Origin of the sequence: Bacillus cereus group sp. BfR-BA-01381 (assembly GCF_022663555.1) — a bacterium.
GTDB lineage: Bacteria > Bacillota > Bacilli > Bacillales > Bacillaceae_G > Bacillus_A > Bacillus_A pacificus.
The window spans coordinates 1-22,506 of the sequence record NZ_JAKUFR010000020.1 but is presented as its reverse complement, the minus strand read 5'-3'; the positions used below and the strand labels follow the sequence as shown (position 1 = coordinate 22,506).

Sequence of the window (22,506 nt, the reverse complement as noted above, 5' to 3'; positions counted from 1 at the left end):
AGCTATCCGGTTTTTTCGGATAGCTTCTTTTTTATTTGCGTTCCATTACCGCAAAGTAATTGTTTTCGTTATCAGCGAAGTTAAAAGCTCTGCCAGTAGGTAAATCTACAACTTGTCCAACAGTAACGTTTTTCTCAGAAAGATCTTTATACAGTTGATCTAAGTTGTTAGAGAAGAACATAAGTGAAGGTGTATGTAAGTTTAATTCAGGTTGCATTTTTGCAATTAACTCTTTATCGTGAAGGACGATGCTTGTGCCTGCTTCTTTTGACGGCGCAATTTCAATCCAGCGAAAACCTTGTCCGTTATTTTCTTCCGCAATAATTTGGAATCCTACTGTTTCAGTCCAAAATTGTACTGCTTCATCTTGATTATTTACATATAGCATAATTTGTCCAATTTGATTAATCATAGGTGTGTCCTACTTTCTTTTCTTTTATGGAATTCTATTATATCAAAGATATGGTTTGAATACCTTTTCGTGACTTTTCCGAAATACAATCTTCGCCCATTTCATATTTGTCGTAGGAGAAGGTCCTGTAATCCATGTATGAAATGGTAGTGTACTGCATATGACCATTGTTGAAATCGAGATTGTGGCTGTTATTGTAAATAATAATAAGCTATACAATATTGTGTTTTCTTGCAGCGTGAATAAAGAAAGAAACTTTGTACATAGTTGCAAGAAAAAAAAGTGAGCTAAATAAGCACCGTACGTGTAATTCCCGATAAATCGTAAAGCTTTATATAAGAAACCGCGTCGCTGTACGATTGTAATAGATAGCACGTAAAGTATGATAATTTCGCATACGATATATAAAAACATAGACGGTTTTAAATAAGTCGAAACGGTTAAATGAATAGAGTTTGCTCCGTAAAAACTAAATAACTCATAATTAATGAATAAAAATAAGACGAAAAATAATATTGTGATAAGCGGGATATGTTTTATGACAAATGTACGCCACGCTTTTAGTGCGACAGCAGCGATTCCTCCCATGACGAAATAGAACGAATATAAGAAGAAGGAACGATCTGTATAATGTAAAATTGTTGAGCTAGTCAATTTCTCTCCATTAAAAATGTAGTGCGAAGAATACCACATTAAGAGGAAATATAGAGAAGCAAAGACGGTCATATATTTATATATGTCTTTTTTATTTTCTATTCGTTTTTGAAACCAATAAAATAGTGTGCACAGTAAAGGGAACAGTAGGTGAATTTGAAACATCATAATCACGTACCAAAGATGAGGTGCGGCTGTTCCGAGTAATAAACTTTTTATTCCGCTTTGTAGTGTAATCATATCGTTTGTTGTTAATAAGTAAAGAATAGACCAGAAGAGATAAGGAATGAGTAAATGTGCGGCTTTTTCAGAAATATATTCTTTGTATACTAATTGCTTTGTATAGTGACGAATTAAGTGGAAGCCGACGATAAATATGAATGCAGGTGCTGAAAATTTTGCAAGGTTAAATAGCATGCCCATAATGAGGGATTGCTCAAGTAAGACATTTCCTTGATTCATTGTATATAATAAGGAACTTTGCAAAACGACAGCAAGGAATGCAATGCTTTGCAAAACTTTAAATTCTGGTGCGCTTTGAGTCATTATGTCCACATCTCCTTTTCCATACATGATTATAGTACGGAGAATGGATGATGGGTGTGGAATATTTGTGAAGATTTTAACAAATTTGTGGCGGAATAGATTATATCGACGATTTTTCGGATATATCGTTCATAACTTCAAATATATCAACGATTTTTTCAATATATCGACGTTTCGACAAGGAATATCGACTTATCAACAAATAACGACAAAAAGAGGATGCTCAAAACGAGCATCCTCTTTTTATCTATTAAGCAAATTTGTTTTTGATCCAGTTCTTACCTTCTACAAGGCGAGCTGTCATTACGGCACAAGCGTTATCTGCTGTTACGTTTAACATCGTTGCAGGAGGATCAATGATTGTACTAATCGCTGCAATAATTGGTAATGCTTCTGGCGGGAAGCCGTATAGGGAAACGATTAACATTTCACCAATCATACCGCCGCCTGGAATAGCGCCCATTACTGTTCCTACTAATAAAGAAACAACAAGTGCGATTGCTAATGTTTTTGGTCCTTCGAATTCCATGTTGAAAATACCGAATAAGAAAGCAATTTTTAATACGCCACCTAAAACAGAGCCGTCTTTATGAAGTGTAGATCCAAGAAGGACAACTGTTTCACGAACGTCAGAAGAGATACCCATTTTCTTCGTTGCTTCTAAGTTCGCTGGAATACTTGCGGCACTACTACAAGTTGCAAGAGATGTAACTGTAGGAGAGACCATGTTCTTCCAAAATACTTGTACACCTTGCTTGCGACCTGCAAGGTATGCATAGAACGTAAAGAATACAAAGAAGTAAATAAGAGACGCTGGATAGTATACCATTGCTGCTCGGAAGTAAGTTCCAAGAAGCTGTGGTCCGAATTCACCAACTAATGCTGCGAAGTAAGCAGCAAGTCCGATTGGAGCGTAGTACATAATGAAAGATACGACTTTCATTGAAATTTCTGCACCAGCTTGTAAGAATGTAGCGAATGGTTTTCCTTTTTCACCAACTGCTGAAGTTGCAACCCCCATTAAGATAGAGAAGAAAATAAGAGCTAACATATTTTCACGAGATAGTAACTTCGAGAAGTCAGATACTGTTAGAATACCGACGATTTGATCTGCAACACTAACTGCTTTTTCAGCTTTGTCAGGTTGGGTTAGTTCTAATACAACACCTTGTGCTGGCGGGAATACTTTCACGACAATAATCATAAAAATAGCAGCTAAAATACTTGTAAATAAGAAAGTCCCAGCCATACTAGACATAATTTTACCGAAACGTTTTAATCCATCCATATTAGCAATAGATGACGCGATGCTAAAGAACACTAACGGTACAACAATCGTAAACATTAAGTTTAAGAAAATGTCACCAAGCGGCTTTAAAGCAACTGCATCGGCACCCATGAAATAACCAATGAAACCACCAATTAGGATAGAAGATAATAAAATAAGTGGAAAGCGATATGCCTTCATAAATATATCCTCCTATCAATTAAAAAAATCATACTGAATTATTATAGCGAGTTAGAGCCCTCTTTACTAGGAGAATACCGATAGATGGAATAGCGCGAAAACCGAGAAATTTTTGTTTTTAAGCTCGGCATACAGCAGGCAATCTAGACATATATATTTGTAACCTAGTGGTGGCAAGGTATGCACCGTAACTTAGGTTTGGAAAAGGGGGAGGGGAAAGGGATGAATATTTTACTTTGCTGTGCAGCGGGAATGTCTTCCAGTTTGATTGTTACAAAAATGGAGAAAGCAGCAGAGGCAAAAGGGATAGAGGTAAAGATTTGGGCTGTATCAGGTTCTGAAGTAAATAGCCATATTGATAAAGCAGATGTACTTTTACTTGGACCGCAAGTACGTTATTTATTACCGAAAATGAAAGAATTATGTAAGGAGAAAGGAGTACCTGTTGATGTCATTCAATCCGTCCATTACGGACTTTGTAATGGAGAAGCTATCTTGCAAGCAGCTTTGTCAATGAAACCATGAGGAGAGTGGGATAGATGATACGGTTTTTAGAGAAATATGTAATGCCGGTAGCAGGAAAGGTTGCAGAGCAGAGGCATTTGCTAGCAATTCGTGATGGACTTGTATTGACGATGCCGTTCTTAATTATAGGATCAATTTTTCTTATTATTAGTACATTACCAATCCCTGGGTATAGTGAATTCATGGCGAGTTTGTTCGGGAAAAACTGGAACGTAGCATTAGGGTATCCAGTTAGTGCAACTTTTAATATAATGGCTTTAATAGCTGTTTTTGGAATCGCTTACAGGCTGGGAGAATATTATAAAGTGGACGCTTTAGCATCCGGGGCATTGTCGCTTGTGACATTTTTACTTGCAACTCCATTTCAAGTTGCATATATCATGCCGGGTACGAAAGAAAGTATACTGGTAGATGGAGTAATTCCAGCGGCATTAATGGGAAGCCAAGGTTTATTTGTAGCGATGATTATTGCAATTATATCTACTGAAATATACCGATTTCTTGTACAAAAAAAGATGATTATAAAAATGCCTGAGACAGTTCCACCGGCAGTAACGCGTTCATTTGCAGCGCTTATTCCTGGGTTTATTGTTGTGACAGTTGTTTGGATCATTAGATTGATTTTTGAACACACAACTTTCGGAAGCATTCATAATGTTGTAGGGAAGCTACTGCAAGAACCGCTGAGTATACTTGGTGCTAGTCTTTGGGGAGCAGTTATAGCGGTTATTCTCGTTCATGTCCTTTGGGCGTGTGGAATTCATGGAGCTACAATTGTGGGCGGTGTAATGAGCCCGATTTGGTTATCGTTAATGGATCAGAACCGGATTGCTTTTCAAGCGGGCCAAGATGTACCGAACACGATTACTGCACAGTTTTTTGATTTATGGATTTATATGGGCGGTTCTGGTGCAACATTAGCCTTAGTTGTCGGAATGTTATTGTTTGCACGAAGTCAGCAATTAAAAAGTTTAGGACGATTGTCAATTGCACCTGGTATCTTTAATATTAATGAAATGGTAACTTTCGGTATGCCAATTGTCATGAATCCACTTTTACTTATTCCATTTATAGTAGTTCCTGTTGTATTAACGATTGTTTCTTATTTCGCAATGGAATGGGGATTGGTAGCTCGCCCAAGTGGTGCTGCTGTAACATGGACGACACCAATTCTATTTAGTGGATATTTAGGATCGGGTGGCAAAATTTCAGGTGTGATTTTGCAACTCGTTAACTTTGCACTAGCGTTCGTCATATATTTACCGTTCTTAAAAATATGGGATAAACAAAAAATAGCGGAAGAAAAGGGGGAGTAGAGAACTAAAATGGATACGATAGAAACGAAGGCTTTTCATTTAATTTTGCATGGGGGAAATGCGAGAAGTTGCTCAATGGAAGCAATTGATTGTGCAAAGCGTGGAGAATTTACAGAAGCAGAAGCGAAATTACAAGAAGCGTTAGAAGAATTAAAAGAGGCGCACCGTGTACAAACGGATCTCATACAGAAAGAAGCTGGTGGTGAAAAGACCGAAGTCACCCTTCTGATGGTGCACGCGCAAGATCATTTAATGAATGCAATTACGGTGAAGGAATTAGCGAGTGAATTTGTAGAATTATATAGGAAGATGTCAATATCTGAATGAACCTTGCGTATGCAAGGTTTTTTATTTCATTAAATAGAGGGTAAAAACACTAAAAATTTTTTTTAGTGTTTTTTTGTTTTAAATACAACTAGACAACTAAACACTAATCTATTTTCATACAGTTATGTGTTAAAAGCGTGTTGTTTTATAACACACTGTGTGTTTTTTGGTCGACACACTAATTGAAAGCGTTAACACACAAAGGAAATGGTCGAAAAAGTGCTGATTTTAGTGGTTTTAAAAAGTTGGCACGCTAATTGCATTAATAAATAGCGTAAAGAAAAATAAATAAAACATAAAATTTTTATACTACACAAGGGGGATTTTCAAATGAATATTTTATTATGTTGCTCAGCAGGGATGTCTACAAGTTTACTAGTTACAAAAATGGAAGCGGCTGCAAAAGCTCGCGGTCTAGAAGGAAAGATTTGGGCTGTATCTGGGGATGCAGTAAAAACAAATATCGATCAAGCAGACGTATTATTATTAGGACCACAAGTTCGTTACATGCTTTCTTCAATGAAAACGCTTGCTGATGAGAAAAACGTTGGAATCGACGTTATCAATCCAATGCACTACGGCATGATGAATGGAGAGGCAGTTTTAGATCACGCATTAACACTTAAAAAATAATTAGGGGGGAAGTAAAATGCAAAAGTTTATTGCATTTATGGAGAAGTACATGGTTCCGATTGCTGGTAAAATCGGATCGCAACGTCACTTAGCTGCGATTCGAGATGGATTTATTGCAGTTATGCCACTTATTTTAGTTGGTTCGATGGCAGTACTAGTTAATGGTTTACCAATTCCAGCATTCCAAAATTTTATGAAAGATTTATTCGGTGAAACTTGGACACAAATTGGTGCTGGTATGTGGACAGGGTCCTTCGGGGTATTAGCTCTGATGGTGGCGGTTACCATAAGTTATAACTTAGCAAAATCTTACGGTGTTGATGGATTGTCAGCAGGTATTATTTCGTTTGGTGCATTAATTATTCTTACACCAACAACACCAAAAGAAGCTGGAATAAATATGCTTTGGACAGGCGCACAGGGTTTGTTCGTTTCACTTATTGTCTCCATACTCGTAACGGAGGTATTCCGCTTCTTTGTTCAAAGAAACATTACAATTAAAATGCCTGACGGTGTACCACCAGCAGTAATGAAATCTTTCGCTGCTTTAGTTCCAGCATTTGTGATTTTAACAGGTATTGCAAGTATTCAATTAGCAGTAAAACTAGCAGGTACAAGTGTTCATGAGTATATCTTTAATACATTACAAGTTCCATTACAAGGTTTAGCGGGTACGTTACCAAGTGCAATCTTTATTGCGTTATTAGTACATGTACTTTGGTTCTTCGGTTTACATGGTCCAAATATTGTTGGTGGTATTATTGAGCCACTTTATTTACCAGCATTAGAGAAAAATATTAAGTTATTCCAAGATGGTACATCTGCATTTGATGTTCCAAACATTATTACAAAACCATTCTTTGATACTTTCGTATATCTTGGTGGTTCTGGTGCAACATTAGCGTTTTTAGTCGTTGTATTAATTGTAGCGAAAAGTGCACAATTACGCGGTGTATCTCGTCTATCAATTGGACCTGGTGCATTTAACATTAACGAACCAGTAATCTTTGGTACACCAATCGTATTAAATCCAATTTTATTCATCCCGTTCGTATTAACACCTGTTGTGTTAGTTATTACATCTTATACAGCAATTTACTTAGGATGGGTACCAAAAACAGTAGCGATGGTTCCATGGAACGTTCCACCAATTATTAGTGGGTATCTTGTAACAGGTTTACATCCTTCTGGTGCGATTTTACAATTATTCAACTTTGTTGTTGCAATGGCGATTTACTTCCCATTCGTTGTCGCATGCGATCGTTCAGTTATCCGTACTGAGAAAGCAGCACAAGGAAATAACAACTCTGTACCTATGTAACACAGTAATTGTTCTCACAGATAACACTATCTGTGAGGACAATCACCTTTATATCATGTTCAAAAAGATGAGAACCATCTACAAGAACACCAAACTATCATTCATAAATTAATACTTTAATAGACATGTTCAAACTGAAGGGGTATTTCAATCGGTTGAACCATAATAGAGAGGGCGGTAATTATGATGACTACAGCAGAACAAATTCCATTCCAATTAATTTTAAATAGTGGTAATGCACGAAGCTTTGCGATGGAGGCACTTCAATTTGCCAAACAGGGGAAAATGGCAGAAGCTGATGAAGCGATGGCAAAGGCGAAAGAAGCGATTAATGAAGCGCATCATTTTCAAACGGAGCTCATACAATCAGAAGCAAGAGGAGAAAAAACAGAGGTTAGTGTTCTTTTAATTCACGCACAAGATCATTTAATGAATGCGATTACAGTAAAAGAATTAGCAGCAGAGTTTATCGATCTTTATAAAAAGCTTGAAGCGAAAGGGGAATAAAGCATGACTGGAATTAAAATTGCTACAATCGGCGGTGGATCTAGTTATACACCAGAGTTAATTGAAGGATTTATTAAGCGTTATGATGAGCTTCCTGTTCGTGAAATTTGGTTAGTAGATATTGAGGCAGGAAAAGAAAAGTTAGAAATCGTTGGTAACTTAGCGAAACGTATGGTGAAAAAATCTGGTTTACCAATTGAGGTACATTTAACGCTTGATCGTCGCGAAGCATTAAAAGATGCTGACTTCGTAACGACGCAGCTTCGCGTAGGTTTATTAGAAGCTCGCGCAAAAGATGAAGCAATCCCGTTAAAATATGATGTAATTGGTCAGGAAACGAATGGTCCTGGTGGTTTATTCAAAGCATTGAGAACGATTCCTGTTATTTTAGACATTTGTAAGGACATGGAGGAGCTTTGTCCGAATGCATGGTTAATTAACTTTGCAAACCCAGCTGGTATGGTAACAGAAGCTGTTCTTCGTTATACAAATATTCAAAGAGTAGTTGGTCTATGTAACGTTCCAATCGGAATCCGTATGGGTCTTGCAAAATTACTTGAAGTAGATGCAAGTCGTGTACATGTGGACTTCGCAGGTTTAAACCATATGGTATACGGACTAGACGTATATTTAGATGGCGTAAGTGTAATGGATCGTGTGTTAGAACTTGTAACAGATCCAGAAAAGCAAATTACGATGGAAAATATTGCTGCGCTTAACTGGGAGCCTGACTTTATTCGTGGCCTTCGTGCAATTCCATGTCCATACCATCGTTACTACTACAAAACACGTGAAATGCTAGAAGAAGAGAAAGAAGCTTCGGTTGAAAAAGGTACACGTGCAGAAGTAGTAAAACAATTAGAAGATGATTTATTCGAGTTATATAAAGACCCGAATTTAGATATTAAACCACCACAATTAGAAAAACGTGGAGGCGCTTATTATAGTGACGCAGCATGTAGCTTAATTACGTCTATTTATAATAATAAAGGTGATATCCAGCCTGTTAATACACGAAACAACGGAACAATTGCAAGCTTGCCACATGATTCGGCTGTTGAAGTGAACTGTATTATTACGAAAGAAGGTCCAAAACCAATTGCAGTTGGAGATCTTCCAGTACCAGTTCGCGGTTTAGTACAACAAATTAAATCATTCGAGCGCACAACAATTGAAGCTGCTGTTACAGGGGATTATCATAAAGCGCTGCTTGCTATGACAATTAATCCACTTGTACCATCAGATAAAGTGGCAAAACAAATTTTAGATGAAATGTTGGAAGCACATAAAGAACATCTTCCGCAGTTCTTCAAAAAGGTAGAGAAATAAAGCGGCGCTATTTAGCCCGCTTTTTTTACTCTATTAGGAGGTATTACGATGATTAAGTTAATTGTAAACGCAGATGATTTCGGTCTTACAGAAGGTACAAATTACGGTATTATTGATGGGCATATAAATGGACTTGTAAATTCAACGACGATGATGATGAATATGCCAGGAACAGAGCATGCGGTACGTTTAGCGAAAGAATATAACACATTAGGAGTAGGCGTACATCTCGTATTAACAGCAGGGAAACCGCTTCTTGGAGATGTACCATCACTTGTAAGTAGCGATGGATTGTTTCATAAACAAAGCATCGTATGGGAAGGGAAGATAAATCCGGAAGAAGTCGAGAGAGAATGGACTGTTCAAATTGAGAAATTCTTATCTTACGGATTAACGCCAACTCATTTAGATAGTCATCACCATGTGCACGGATTACCGATTTTGCACGATGTTCTTGAGAGATTAGCGGCTACATATAATGTTCCGATCCGTCGTTGTGAGGAAGAGCGAGCAGTACGCCCGTTTTCTGACGTATTTTACAGTGACTTTTACGCGGATGGTGTGAAGGAAGATTACTTTGTGAAGTTAAAAGAAAGAGTACAAGGTGAACAAACGGTGGAAATTATGGTTCATCCAGCGTATATTGATCCAGAGCTTGTGAAACGTTCTTCTTACGTAATGGATCGCGTGAAAGAATTGTGTATTTTAACAGAGAGCGAGTTGCCTGAAGGAATAGAGCTTGTGAAGTTTTAATAGAAAAACGACGGCTATATCATGCCGTCGTTTTTTCTATTTATAAAATGGATAGAATATATCCGCCAAAGGCTCCGAGTATAACGATAACCCAAGGTGGTGTTTTCCAAAAAGCGAGCAAGCAAAAGAGAAGAGACGCAAAAACAAAATCTACAGCGTTCATAATTGTGCTTGTCCAAATAGGATTATAAAAAGCGGCAATTAAAATACCAACAACAGCCGCATTGACTCCAAGTAGTGCGCCTTGTATGAAAGATATTTTTCTCACACTGTTCCAAAATGGTAAAACACCAATAACGAGTAAGAAAGCAGGAAGAAAAATCGCAATTGTTGCAAGTATGGCCCCAAGCGTCCCGTTTAACAATGCTCCTATATAAGAGGCGAATGTAAATAGTGGTCCTGGCATTGCTTGTGTTAATCCGTATCCAGCCAGGAACTGTTCTTTCGTCAGCATTCCGTTTTGTACGAACTCACCTTCAAGAAGAGGTAGCACGACGTGTCCGCCTCCAAATACAAGTGCACCAGAGCGATAAAAACTATCAAATAAAGCGATGTAATAAGAGAACGGTCTTAATATTGGTAGCAGTAGTAATAGTCCAAAGAATAAGATGAGACAAGAAACTGCTATCTTTTTTGAAATAGGTACTTTTATATGTTGAGATTGGCTAATTGGTTGGTTGCGATATAAAAGCCAGCCGATACAGCCAGATATGATAATGAGAGTGACTTGTGTCCAGCTACTTGGCCATAATAGGGCGATTGAGGCAGTTGCAATTGCAATCGTCGCACGATTTCGGTCTGGTGTTAATTTTTGCGCCATTCCCCATATGGCATGAGCGACAATAGCGACTGCTACAACTTTTAGTCCATGAATCCAGCCAATACTTCCAAGATCGAACTGATTAAGGAATGAGGCGAAGAAAACTAAAACAAGCACAGACGGTAAAGTGAATCCAATCCATGAAATAATAGCTCCGAATACCCCGCCTCTTAATAATCCAACGCCCATACCGACTTGGCTGCTAGCAGGACCAGGGAGGAATTGGCATAGTGCTACTAAATCTCCATAGCTTCGTTCATCCATCCATTTTCTTTTTTGTACATATTCGTGGTGGAAATAGCCGAGATGGGCGACAGGTCCACCAAACGAAGTAAGTCCTAATTTAAATGAGACGAGAAAAATCTCTAATAATGTGTGAAAAGTGTATTTGTTTTTTTTCAAAACGACCTCCGAGAATGTGTTTTCTAAATGCATTATACAGGAGGTAGTAAAGCAAAAGAAACGATTCTAATGTAAAGATTGTGTGAATCTTTTCTTCGTAATTAACACTTGAAAAAGTCATAAATGATTATGTATAAACCATAAAGTAGTAGAAGTAGTGCTGGGAAATTTATATGAGGAGAATGCCCGTATGACAACACATTTCTTTGCGAGGTTAACAGGAAAAAGGGAAATACCTCCTGTAAATACAGAAGCTTTTGGCGTAGCAGAGTTTATATTTAGTGAGGATTTAAAGAAGTTGCAATATCGGGTCATATTGAAAAACATCGAAAAAGTTACATCATGCCAAATTCATTTAGGGAAAACAGATCAAATTGGTCCAATTGTTTTAAGTTTATTTGGTCCATTAAAGCAAGGTATTAGTGTTAATGAAGGAGTCGTCACTGGTGTAGTTAATGTGGGGGATTTTGAAGGGCCTTTACAGGGGCGAGCGTTTGATAGCTTACTGCAAGAGATCATTCAGGCGAATGTATATGTAAATGTTTATACGAAGTCTAATAAGAAAGGCGAAATCAGGGGGAGAATTAGGAAAGTAAAGAAGTAGAAAAAAGGCTGTTCATCTGGAACAGCCTTTTTTGCTATAAGGTACAAATTTTAGTGAATATAGCCGGTAAATCGATATATCTTGAAAATCGCCGATAAAATCCGAGTTACGGTCGATATACTACAAAACTGCCTCAATTAATTTTTTACAGGCTGATTTTTAATGAAGAAGTCCATAACATAAAACACTTCGTCATCAGGTATTTGTATTTCAAATGTATTTTCAATTGGCTGCAATGCTTTTTTTACTTTCATATACATCCAGTATTCATCTTGTCTTCGTTTCTCTTTATCCGGATGAGGGAGGAGGCTTTCTCCTTTTTGAAGACGGTCAACCATACAGCTCATATGCAGAATAACACCCATTAAACTATCAGGAGTTAGCTGTAAGGAAATTAATTCTTGAATTGTATTTAATGCGTATCGAATTGTTTTAATAAGTAGTGCTCCGTCGTTACGCTGCATTTGTTGTTCAAGAATATCAGCCATTTTTGCATATGTTTCTTCATACGTAATTAATTCTTGAATTGGCTGAATCGCTGTGTAGTTTACAATGTCTTGGAAATGATAAGTTAAGCATGGCACCTGCACATCGAAATTCGTGACGATACAAATGATATTCCGCTCTTTTTTTATGTTCTCAATCATTTTCGTTAAATCTTTTTCATGGACGATACTAATTGGAATGATTTCAATTAAGTCTTTGTCAAATCGCAAATAGTTCTCCAACATTTTCTGAATAGCTAAAGCACTGCCTTCCCCAGTTAAACAAGCTGTTAAAATAACAGATTTCATTGGTGATAATGGCTTTTTCTTTTCTTCTTGTACGTTTAAGTAAAACGGTGTTAAGTTCTTTACTGTTTCATATAATGCATCTAACGAGTAGCCAAGCTGAGCTTTTCGAGCAGCTTCTAGTGCATGTGGAGTGCTCGTCATGGAAAGAACACGTACCGGAATTTTGAACTCAGTTTCTAATATATCACCAATATAAGCGAGAGATCCCATATCAACGAGTAAGAGAAGCCCGTTTACATTTTGGAGTGTTTTCATATACACTTTCACACGCTCTAAGAAATCTTTCGGCGATTCATGTAACGGCATATCGATACCGGTTACTTCCTCAATGCCGAGCAGTTCGTTTGCGACGTTTGCCATTTCTGTTGCTATGCCGTTGCCGTGCGCTAATATTAATACTTTTACTTCTGTTTGTGAGGCAGGAATTGGATCAACAACGAAGAACATTGTTAAAAAGCCTGCTTCATCGATAGGCATTGTTATTTGTAATTCGTCTTCCAGTAGTTGAATGCATTGCATAGCTACGGAAAAAGCTTCTTTATATTTCGTACGAATTTGATTTAATTGTGGGTGATGAATTTGTTTTCCAGCTTGTAAACGTTGTAGAGTTGTCTGTACATGTAAACTTAAAGCGAGAAATACTTTTTCATCGAATGTCTTGGATAAATGTTTTTCAGCAAGTTCAGCAATTTTTTCACAAACGGAAACGATATTACGATCTACAATTTTAAAAACATTTTCATGACTTGTTTTTTTTGACATTTGGTTAAAATATTGTACGAAAAAGCTTTGAATATCATTTTCTATTAGTAATTCTAATTCTTCCTCTTCAATACCACGAGCTTGAAGCTCTTCATATTTATAGTCAATATAATCGTAAATAGAAGACTGTTTTTCGTTTTCTGCTTTATGATTACTCCAACCTTCATCACCTGTAAATATAAATGTTTCATTCGGTATTTGGTATAGGTGACGGCTTTTTCTTTCAATGAAGAGCCCTTCCTTCATATACCAAGGTAAGTCTGTACTTGAAACATAGACAGAATCACGTTTCTTTGTCACAAAGTCAGAATAGGCTTTCGCACAGGCAATTTGTACATCCGTTTTTAATTGGCCGATGTTATTGGGACAATTGTAAAAGACGAAAGCACGCATTGCATTCGGACTAACGTGAATTTCTTTTCGCAAGCGAATTGCTTCATTTGTGAAAAATAGTTGTAGTAAAGCAAAACGTTCTTTATGTGTACGCTCACGAAGTGGTGGCAGCGTGACAGTCATTGGTATACGTCTTGTAAATGTTTTTAATAAAAATGAATTTGGTTCTTCTGTTGTAGCAGTAATGATCAATACTTGTGCTTTACGTTCGTTTTCTGTTTCTCCAAGGCGGCGATATACTCCGCGGTCAATAAAGGTGAAAAGCATTTCTTGTCCCTCTGGAGGAAGGCGATGTACTTCATCTAAGAAAAGGATCCCTTCATGTGCTTTTTCAATTAACCCTTTTTGATCACTTGCCCCTGTATACGCTCCTTTTTTAATCCCAAATAATTGCCCGAGTAGTAGCTGTGGGTTATTTGCATAATCAGCACAGTTAAAGACGATAAATGGTGCATTTTTAGGAAGCTGTTCAACTTCAATTGCATATTCGTGCATTAAAGAAGCAAACATGGATTTTCCGACGCCTGTTTCTCCGAGCAGTAAAGTATGCATACCGTTTGGAGGATAGAGAATAGAAGCTTTCGCTTTTTCAATTGCGATTTTAAGGCTCGTATTTTCAACTGCAAATGTATCTAATGAAGTTACTTCTTTTGAATGCGTTTCCAACGAAATGTTCGTTTCTATATAAAAACGAACAGGACGCGTATTTGTTTTTAATAAACGTTTATCTTTTACGAGTTTGTTTAAGTCGCTACTTACATTGGCTCGATCTAGCTGCAACAGGGTAGCGAGTTCTGATGCAGTTACACCTTCTGTATAATTGCCTTTTTGTATTGCGTTAAAAATGAGATCTATTCGTTTCATTTCTATTCACCTCGAAACTTCATCACTATTTAAAATTTTACACAAAAATGGGAAGGGTGGGAAGAGAAAAATAAAACAGCTTTAGCACATAGGCACTAAAGCTGTTACAATCTTGTGTCTTTCCAAAAGTTTACTTCGAGATGAGAAGATGGATTATAGGGAAGAAGCTTGTATCCTTGTGACTGTAAGTAATCAATTACTTGTGGCAGTATTTGTACGGTTACACTCGAATCATGCATTAAAATTACTTCGACTTGTTCATCGCTCTGATTACGTACCCTTTCTAGTATGGCAGAAGGATTGTCGTAGCTTTTCCAGTCGTATGTATCGATTGTCCAATCCCACATTTTATACTGGGCTGATACAAGTGCATCACGGTAATTCTTTTTTAAGTAAGGCATGCTACCATATGGGACACGAACGAGATGTGTATTTAATTTTGTAACTTGTTGGACAATGTTTTGAGTTTGTTCCATTTCTGTAATTAAAGCGGATGGATCACCAGTGTAAAGGCGTTTTACATCATGGGACATACTGTGAAGTCCGATATAATGTCCATCTTTAATTAATCGTTGCATTGTCTTTTTATAATGTGGTACTTTTCCACCAATAACAAAGAAAGTTGCTTTTCCGTTCTTTTCTTTTAAGATGTTTAAAATTTGCGTAGTATATTTGTTTGGTCCGTCATCAAATGTTAAGTACGCGATTTTTTTTGTAGAAGAGGAAGTTTCGGTATTTGGATGATGTTCAGCAGGGGGAATTGTAGTTGCTCCTGCATGAGATGACGCGTACATAGTAATCGTTAAAAATAAAATAATGTATTGAAATACTCGCTTGATCATAACATTCACCCTCAGTTTGACAATCAAGATGTAAAAAAGAAAATATAATCCTTTTCTTATTATGTATATCTTTCTCCAATAGTGGAACTCTCAAACAAGCTATATTTTGGAAATATAAAATAACGAATAAAAAATAGCATCCTCTTATAAGAAAGAGGATGCTATTTGAATATTTCATAATAGTAAAGGCTATACTACAATTAGTCTTCGCGTTTTTTCACTTTTTTATAAAAGGAAATAAGTGGTTTGTAACGTTCATGTACAAGTCCAATTACTTCAGCAATAATCTCTGTAAAGAAGATTAAAACGAAAAGAAGAATAATGGATAACCATAATGTCGCACTAGAGAAAATGATTGCATTTACACTAAAGAAAATACCGAATGCGTATATAATTAGTACCGTTTTACGATGAGAGAAGCCCATTGCAAGTAAACGGTGATGTAAATGCGACTTATCTGGTGCTGAAATAGGTTTTTTATTTACGATACGACGGATAATTGCAAATGTCGTATCAAATACAGGCACGCCTAAAATGATAACTGGAACGATAAAGCTGAATAGCGTTACACTTTTGTATAATCCAAGTAACGATATAACAGAAATACAGTATCCTAAAAATAGTGCTCCTGTATCTCCCATGAAAATTTTTGCTGGATGGAAGTTGTAGAATAAAAATCCAATTGTACTTGCTAATGTAATTAATGCTAGTGGTAAGATAATAGCAGCTCCAGTACCCCATGGGCTAGTGAAGGCCATATATGCTAGCGTTGCCAGTACGATAGATGAAATACCAGCGGATAATCCATCTAAGCCGTCAATTAAGTTGATGGCATTTGTAATACCTACAATCCAAAATACTGTAATTGGGTAAGCAAGCCATCCAAGTTCAGTATCCCCGAGGATTGGAATATATAATACTTGCACTAATAATCCACTTTTTACAATCATAATGGCAACTAATAGTTGTCCACCGAATTTTACCTTCGCAGATAACTCGTACATATCATCTAAAATACCGATGATTACAATGATAATCGCACCTAGCGTTATCGATAACATTCTTTGTTCGTATAAGCCACCGACAACAAATCCAACAGCCACACCAATAAATATTGCTAACCCGCCAAGACGAGGCATAATCTTTTGGTGCACTTTACGCGCGTTTGGCTTATCTGTTGCTCCTATTTTAAAAGCTAACTTAATAACTAAAGGAGTAACGACGAGTACAGTGATGAAAGATGCCAAAATGGCATAAATCACTTGTGAGTCCATTAATACCCCACCCTTTTATAGTCTAACGTAATTTTTTTTAATATATTTATCTGAAAATTATGATGTTTATTTACAGGCTCATAACATATGGTATCACAAAAAGATTAGAATTCAATCTTTTTTTCGTTTTATGGTAAAGGGAAGCAGATAGAATATATGACAATGGTATACAGAATGTTGAATCATTTGAGAAGGTTAATCGTATTGGGCTTTGGAATATGACATTTTTTCTTTCTCTTTAATAGCGAATAATTTTATTTCAATATTATAAGTGTTACACGTAGAAATGAGTAAGTTCCGTGTTAAAATGTGGGAATTTTTCAAGCCTGAACGTACAGCTTTAATCTCGGTAAAATTTCTATTGGTTTTATGGACAATATTTAATTTTACAAAAACTTAAAAAAGAATGAAGAAAGCAATTCATATAATAAAGAAGTAAAAGAGTTTTCTCATTTTTAATGTGAGAGGGGGAAGCACAGGGGAAATTCTATGTATTCGTATATTTTCTATTGTATATTCCTGTGCGAAAAGGAAATGAAAATTACGATAATAGGTACCGGATACGTTGGATTGATTACAGGAGTAGGATTGGCAGTATTGGGACATTCAGTTACATGTTTTGATATAGATGATGAGAAAATTGAACGGATAAAACAAGGGGATCTGCCTATTTATGAAGCTGGCTTATATGAATTAATACATGATGCGTGTGAGAATAATCGTTTAACTTTTACAACAAGTAAAGAAGAAGCATTTCATGATGCAGAATTTATATTTATTGCAGTTGGAACGCCATCGTTATTAGATGGGACAGCAGATTTAACATATATTCAAAATGCATGTTTTGATATTGGAGCATATGCGACTAAAGACATTATTGTTGTTACAAAAAGTACTGTTCCTGTAGGGACGAATGGTGCTATGAGGGGATGGATTGAGGAGACATTACAAAATAGGCATGAATTACATATTGTATCGAATCCCGAATTTTTACGGGAGGGTTCAGGGATTTACGATTTTTTTCAGGGAGATCGTATTGTAATTGGAGCTGATAATGAGGAAGCGGCGCGAAAAGTTGAGAATTTATATAGTAAATTACATTTGCAAACGTATGTTACAGATATAAAAAGTGCAGAGATGATTAAATACGCATCGAATGCCTTTTTAGCGACAAAAATTAGTTTTATCAATGAAATTTCAAATATATGTGAGAAGGTAGGAGCTAATGTATTAGATGTTGCAAAAGGAATGGGAATGGATAAGAGAATTGGGTCGTCTTTTTTAAATGCGGGCATTGGTTACGGGGGATCGTGTTTTCCGAAAGATACGAAAGCGCTTGTGCAAATTGCAGGGAATGTGGCGCATGATTTTCGTTTGTTAAAAGCCGTCATTGAAGTAAATAATAAACAACAGCTATTATTGATTGAGAAAGCGAAGAAAGTAATAAATATGAACAAGAAGCGGATTGCAGTGCTGGGAGCAGCATTTAAACCGAATACAGATGATATAAGAGACGCACCGTCCCTTATTATGATACAAGAATTAATGAATATAGGTGCAGACATAGTACTATATGACCCGAAGGCGATTCAAAATATGAAAAATATCTTTGGGGAGACTATACAATATAGCGAATGTATAGATGAATCGATTAGAGGAGCGAGTGCGGCTTTTATCGTGACAGAATGGGAGGCTATCCGAACGTATCCGTTAGGAAAGTACGTACAACTTATGAGAGAACCTATTTTATTTGATGGAAGAAATTGTTATACTAATGAGGATGTCAAGAAACAAGGAATAGATTATTATTCTGTTGGAAGAGAAAGTATTCATAAGAGGGATTTTTCCGTTATTCGTTAAAAAGGTATGTATTCATGTATATTCTTATATGTCATAATAGGATTTGTAACTAGTGAAAGAAAAGAGGCAATGAAATGACTGAACGTTTAAAAGTAATGACAATTTTCGGGACACGTCCAGAAGCAATTAAAATGGCACCTCTTGTATTAGAGTTGCAAAAGCATCCAGAGAAAATTGAATCAATTGTGACTGTAACAGCACAACATCGTCAAATGTTAGACCAAGTATTAAGTATCTTTGGAATTACACCAGATTTCGATTTGAATATTATGAAGGATCGCCAAACTTTAATCGATATTACAACGCGTGGTTTAGAAGGTTTGGATAAAGTAATGAAAGAAGCAAAGCCGGATATCGTACTTGTACATGGTGATACGACGACAACGTTTATTGCAAGCTTAGCTGCTTTCTATAATCAAATTCCAGTAGGTCATGTCGAGGCAGGACTTCGTACATGGGATAAATATTCTCCATACCCAGAAGAGATGAATCGTCAATTAACAGGCGTAATGGCAGATCTTCATTTCTCACCTACAGCAAAATCAGCAACGAACTTACAGAAAGAAAATAAAGATGAATCACGCATTTTCATAACAGGAAATACAGCGATTGACGCACTAAAAACGACTGTAAAAGAAACATATAGTCATCCTGTACTAGAGAAACTTGGAAGTGATCGTCTTGTACTTATGACAGCTCACCGTCGTGAAAACCTAGGAGAGCCAATGCGTAATATGTTCCGTGCAATTAAGCGTCTTGTTGATAAGCATGAAGACGTACAAGTTGTGTATCCTGTTCATATGAACCCTGTTGTTCGTGAAACTGCAAATGATATTTTAGGCGATCATGGCCGCATTCATTTAATTGAGCCGCTAGATGTAATTGATTTCCACAATGTTGCAGCTCGTTCATACTTAATGTTAACTGACTCTGGCGGGGTACAAGAGGAAGCACCATCACTCGGTGTGCCAGTTCTTGTTCTTCGTGATACAACAGAGCGTCCAGAAGGTATTGAAGCAGGTACGTTGAAATTAGCGGGAACAGACGAAGAGACAATCTTTAGCCTTGCTGATGAGTTGTTATCAGACAAAGAAGCTCATGATAAGATGTCAAAAGCGTCTAATCCGTACGGTGATGGCCGTGCATCAGAGCGTATTGTAGAAGCAATTTTAAAACACTTTAATAAATAAAAAAAAGCCAAATCGCATGCGATTTGGCTTTTTTATTGCTGATTTCTCATAATCCACTCTGCATGAGCATTCGTAGAAGGAGGGGGATCAGTTGGTGTTTTGTTCTGATTCTGATTCGTTTCTTTCTTCGCTTTCTCGTTAGAGTTAGAATTTGAAGAAGGAGTGGATTCCGTTTTTGTTGTTGAATTTTCTTGCGTGGTTACCTTTTCTCCTAGTTCTTTTTTAATTTCGTTACGTACTGCCTCAACACCGTTTGGATCTGGAAGGAAGTAATAAATACCACCTATTTTTTTGTCTTCTCCTTCAAGTTTGAGTGTTTGTATTGTAGAAGGATCAAACCCAGAAAGTTTCTTGTAAAGAGCAAGGCCATCAGAAATAGGAATGTCAGTTTTTATATATTTTCCAACGACCGCTGTTAAATCTTTAATTTTAAATACGGTAGAGGTGGAATTTAGTTTTTGAGCAACAGCAGCTAGTAATTGTCTTTGTCTAGCGGCCCGACCATAGTCACCATTTGGATCTTGCTTTCGCATACGAACGTAAGCGAGTGCTTCTTCACCATTTAATTCTTGCTGTCCTTGCTTAAATTGGATTTTTTTGTAGTAATCTACGTCTGAACGCTCCCAAAAATCGAAGGGAACATCAACAGTAACACCGCCAACAGCATCAACAATACCTTTAAATCCTTGGAAATCAATTTTAACATAATGGTCTACAGGTACTTTTAGGAAACCCTCGACAGTTTTGATTGCCATTTCTTCTCCGCCGTAAGCATGCGCAGCGTTAATTTTGTCCTCTTTATTCTTTCCGACAATTGGAACGCGACTATCACGAGGAATACTCATAAGCGAAATCTTTTGCGTTTTCGGATTAACTGTCGCAAACATTAATGAATCTGTACGACCGTTTTGACCGTCTGTTGCATAATCTTCTATACCCATAATAAGGAGTGTAAAAGGCTCCTTTGTAATTTCTACATCTTCGGTTCTCAAATCCGATTTTTCACGAGTAAAACCACTATACATCCCCATGAGAGAAGAGTAGGAATTTAATATATAAAGTCCTACACTACCAAATAAAAATAAGAAAATAAGGAAGTAGAAAAACTTTCTTCTTCGTTTCTTTTTTATTCTGCTATTTTGGAGATGATAATAACGTTCTTCCATATATAATCTCCTTAGTTCATTTGTAGGAAAGTAATTCACTACATTAATCTTTAAAGGCGATACAGTAGTTATTCTTAGATAATATCTTGTTCTAAGTACAACATATCTCCTTCTGTAATTGTACATTTCCCATTTGTTAATTCAATCATCCAATCCGTGAATGCTTGTTTTCCATCTTCTTCTACATACGTATCAAATGTGACATTTTCGAGGTAATGTATATCTTTAATGGCATATTTTGAATTACGTAATTCATTTTCAATTTTGCCAAGTAATGTGTAATCAATTTCGGTCTGCATAATACGCATTAGCTTTCGCTCGACAATACCGACATGATTAATGCCTTCGCTTGTACATTTTCCATATGCGCGAATTAATCCACCAGCGCCCAGTTTGATGCCACCAAAATAGCGGGTAACGACAACGACGGTATCTTTTAAACCGCGTTTTTTTAGTACCTCTAATATAGGTACGCCAGCTGTACCACTAGGTTCACCATCATCATTTGCTTTTTGGATTTGATCTTGTTCGCCAATTAAATACGCAGAACAATTATGTGTTGCATTCCAGTTTTGTTTTTTGATTTTTTGTATGAATTCTTGAGCTTCTTCTTCGGTTGTAGCACGACTAACATAGCAGATGAATCTTGATTTTTGAATAACAATTTCGTGTTCACCGTAGTCTTTTATTGTTAAATATTGTAATAACACTTGTATACGCCCCTATCCATCAAAATGACTAGTACTTTACATTTTAAAAGCGGGCGTTTTTATATTCAAACATTTTTTATAAATAAGCTGAAATTTTTGATGAGTATTTTACCTTTTTGTTGTAATTTGTCGAGATGATAAGTATAATTTCAAACCCGCATTTTCATGTATGGATGCACCATTTTTAGTTTTCGTGTAAAATTAGGAAATAAAAACTTTTTTATAAGGCAGGTACGAAAATGAAAACAGCTATTGTTACTGATAGTACAGCATATATACCGAAGCATATTCGTGATGAACTCAATATATATATGATTCCATTAAACGTTGTGTTTGGAACGGAATCTTATCAAGAAGAAGCTGAAATTTCAGCAGATGATTTTTATGTAAAAGTACGTGAGCAAGAAGAGCTTCCGAAAACTTCTCAACCAGCAATCGGAAAGTTTGTTGAGCTATATGAAGAATTATCTAAGGATTATGATGCAGTTATTAGCATTCATCTTTCAAGTGGGATTAGTGGTACATATCAAACGTCAACGACAGCTGGTCAAATGGTAGAGGGTATTGATGTATATACGTACGACTCTGAAATTAGTTGTGAAGTACAAGGATTCTACGTGCGTGAAGGTGCAAAGCTAGCAAGCGAAGGGAAGGATCCAAAAGAGATTATCGCCCGTTTTGATGAAATGAAGAAAACGATGGACGCTTATTTTGTAGTAGATGATTTACACCATTTACAACGTGGAGGACGATTAAATAGTGCGCAAGCTTTCATCGGTAGTCTGTTACAAGTAAAGCCGGTTTTATATTTTAGAGACAAAATCATTATCCCGTTTGAAAAGATTCGTACGCGTAAAAAAGCGTTAAAACGTATCATTGAAATTTTTGATGAGCAAGCAAGTAAAGGTGTACCTATGGAAGCAGTTATCATTCATGCACAACGTGAAGAGGAAGCGAATGAATGGAAGGCAGAATTAGAAGCAAAATATCCTCATGTTACAATCCGCACAGGTTATTTCGGTGCTGTAATTGGA

21 protein-coding genes are annotated in these 22,506 nt (G+C 36.6%); 12 read left to right on the top strand and 9 right to left on the bottom strand.

All coding sequences use genetic code 11. The features are described from left to right. Positions 1-31 precede the first annotated feature (31 nt). The 3 genes from MR079_RS09480 to MR079_RS09470 form a co-directional block, all read right to left on the bottom strand. A complete protein-coding gene (locus tag MR079_RS09480; protein WP_000609844.1) occupies positions 32-412 on the bottom strand; it encodes a VOC family protein in 381 nt (126 codons plus the stop codon). A 42-nt stretch (positions 413-454) separates the two neighbouring features. After that, positions 455-1,612, bottom strand: coding sequence for an acyltransferase (locus MR079_RS09475; RefSeq protein WP_242293929.1), 1,158 nt, complete (start codon positions 1,610-1,612; stop codon positions 455-457). 250 nt (positions 1,613-1,862) lie between these two features. Further along, positions 1,863-3,080, bottom strand: coding sequence for a dicarboxylate/amino acid:cation symporter (locus MR079_RS09470; RefSeq protein ID WP_000649373.1), 1,218 nt, complete (start codon positions 3,078-3,080; stop codon positions 1,863-1,865). Positions 3,081-3,302: 222 nt separating this feature from the next. Between MR079_RS09470 and MR079_RS09465 the strand changes: the two genes are divergently transcribed. From MR079_RS09465 to chbG, 8 genes are all read left to right on the top strand, one after another. Continuing rightward, a complete protein-coding gene (locus MR079_RS09465) occupies positions 3,303-3,605 on the top strand; it encodes a PTS sugar transporter subunit IIB (protein ID WP_001023538.1) in 303 nt (100 codons plus the stop codon). A gap of 14 nt (positions 3,606-3,619) precedes the next feature. Beyond that, positions 3,620-4,921 (top strand): PTS cellobiose transporter subunit IIC, encoded by a 1,302-nt coding sequence (gene celB, locus MR079_RS09460; protein ID WP_000617776.1) that lies wholly within the window; start codon positions 3,620-3,622, stop codon positions 4,919-4,921. A 9-nt stretch (positions 4,922-4,930) separates the two neighbouring features. Beyond that, positions 4,931-5,248, top strand: a complete 318-nt coding sequence (locus MR079_RS09455; protein ID WP_001977014.1) for a PTS sugar transporter subunit IIA — start codon at positions 4,931-4,933, stop codon at positions 5,246-5,248. 330 nt (positions 5,249-5,578) lie between these two features. Next, positions 5,579-5,881, top strand: a complete 303-nt coding sequence (locus MR079_RS09450) for a PTS sugar transporter subunit IIB (protein ID WP_001023567.1) — start codon at positions 5,579-5,581, stop codon at positions 5,879-5,881. A 16-nt stretch (positions 5,882-5,897) separates the two neighbouring features. Further along, entirely contained in the window at positions 5,898-7,202 is a 1,305-nt protein-coding gene (celB, locus tag MR079_RS09445) for a PTS cellobiose transporter subunit IIC (RefSeq protein WP_139868391.1), read from the top strand. Positions 7,203-7,385: 183 nt separating this feature from the next. Next, positions 7,386-7,709 (top strand): PTS lactose/cellobiose transporter subunit IIA, encoded by a 324-nt coding sequence (locus tag MR079_RS09440; RefSeq protein WP_139868389.1) that lies wholly within the window; start codon positions 7,386-7,388, stop codon positions 7,707-7,709. Between the two features lie 3 nt (positions 7,710-7,712). Continuing rightward, positions 7,713-9,038 carry a 6-phospho-beta-glucosidase gene (gene celF, locus MR079_RS09435; RefSeq protein WP_000145748.1) on the top strand — a complete coding sequence of 442 codons (1,326 nt, stop codon included), beginning with the start codon at positions 7,713-7,715 and terminating at the stop codon, positions 9,036-9,038. 48 nt (positions 9,039-9,086) lie between these two features. Next, positions 9,087-9,791 carry a chitin disaccharide deacetylase gene (gene chbG, locus MR079_RS09430; protein WP_242293928.1) on the top strand — a complete coding sequence of 235 codons (705 nt, stop codon included), beginning with the start codon at positions 9,087-9,089 and terminating at the stop codon, positions 9,789-9,791. Between the two features lie 40 nt (positions 9,792-9,831). Here the strand turns inward: chbG and MR079_RS09425 are convergent, their stop codons facing one another. After that, positions 9,832-11,013: a chromate transporter gene (locus MR079_RS09425; protein WP_242293927.1), complete on the bottom strand. Its 1,182-nt coding sequence runs from the start codon at positions 11,011-11,013 to the stop codon at positions 9,832-9,834. A gap of 190 nt (positions 11,014-11,203) precedes the next feature. On the opposite strand from MR079_RS09425, the gene exsM reads away from it, so the two are divergent. Beyond that, positions 11,204-11,617: an exosporium regulatory protein ExsM gene (exsM, locus tag MR079_RS09420; protein WP_139868383.1), complete on the top strand. Its 414-nt coding sequence runs from the start codon at positions 11,204-11,206 to the stop codon at positions 11,615-11,617. A gap of 137 nt (positions 11,618-11,754) precedes the next feature. Here exsM and MR079_RS09415 read toward each other — a convergent pair whose 3' ends face one another. The 3 genes from MR079_RS09415 to MR079_RS09405 form a co-directional block, all read right to left on the bottom strand. Continuing rightward, positions 11,755-14,430 carry a sigma-54-dependent transcriptional regulator gene (locus tag MR079_RS09415; protein ID WP_242293926.1) on the bottom strand — a complete coding sequence of 892 codons (2,676 nt, stop codon included), beginning with the start codon at positions 14,428-14,430 and terminating at the stop codon, positions 11,755-11,757. Between the two features lie 104 nt (positions 14,431-14,534). Next, positions 14,535-15,272: a polysaccharide deacetylase family protein gene (locus tag MR079_RS09410; RefSeq protein ID WP_242293925.1), complete on the bottom strand. Its 738-nt coding sequence runs from the start codon at positions 15,270-15,272 to the stop codon at positions 14,535-14,537. Between the two features lie 200 nt (positions 15,273-15,472). Further along, positions 15,473-16,546, bottom strand: a complete 1,074-nt coding sequence (locus MR079_RS09405; RefSeq protein ID WP_016718934.1) for a glycosyltransferase family 4 protein — start codon at positions 16,544-16,546, stop codon at positions 15,473-15,475. Between the two features lie 489 nt (positions 16,547-17,035). Here MR079_RS09405 and MR079_RS09400 point away from each other — a divergent pair, with 489 nt between their 5' ends. Together MR079_RS09400 and wecB are read left to right on the top strand one after the other, a co-directional pair. After that, positions 17,036-18,406: a UDP-glucose dehydrogenase family protein gene (locus tag MR079_RS09400; RefSeq protein ID WP_242293924.1), complete on the top strand. Its 1,371-nt coding sequence runs from the start codon at positions 17,036-17,038 to the stop codon at positions 18,404-18,406. A gap of 74 nt (positions 18,407-18,480) precedes the next feature. Next, positions 18,481-19,596 (top strand): non-hydrolyzing UDP-N-acetylglucosamine 2-epimerase, encoded by a 1,116-nt coding sequence (gene wecB / locus MR079_RS09395; protein WP_000140134.1) that lies wholly within the window; start codon positions 18,481-18,483, stop codon positions 19,594-19,596. 32 nt (positions 19,597-19,628) lie between these two features. On the opposite strand, the gene MR079_RS09390 is transcribed toward wecB, so the two are convergent. Together MR079_RS09390 and MR079_RS09385 are read right to left on the bottom strand one after the other, a co-directional pair. Then, positions 19,629-20,762, bottom strand: a complete 1,134-nt coding sequence (locus tag MR079_RS09390) for an LCP family protein (RefSeq protein WP_061184241.1) — start codon at positions 20,760-20,762, stop codon at positions 19,629-19,631. A 74-nt stretch (positions 20,763-20,836) separates the two neighbouring features. After that, a complete protein-coding gene (locus tag MR079_RS09385) occupies positions 20,837-21,472 on the bottom strand; it encodes a YigZ family protein (protein ID WP_242293923.1) in 636 nt (211 codons plus the stop codon). A 239-nt stretch (positions 21,473-21,711) separates the two neighbouring features. On the opposite strand from MR079_RS09385, the gene MR079_RS09380 reads away from it, so the two are divergent. Continuing rightward, a partial coding sequence (locus MR079_RS09380; RefSeq protein ID WP_242293922.1) for a DegV family protein occupies positions 21,712-22,506 on the top strand: 795 nt, incomplete at its 3' end.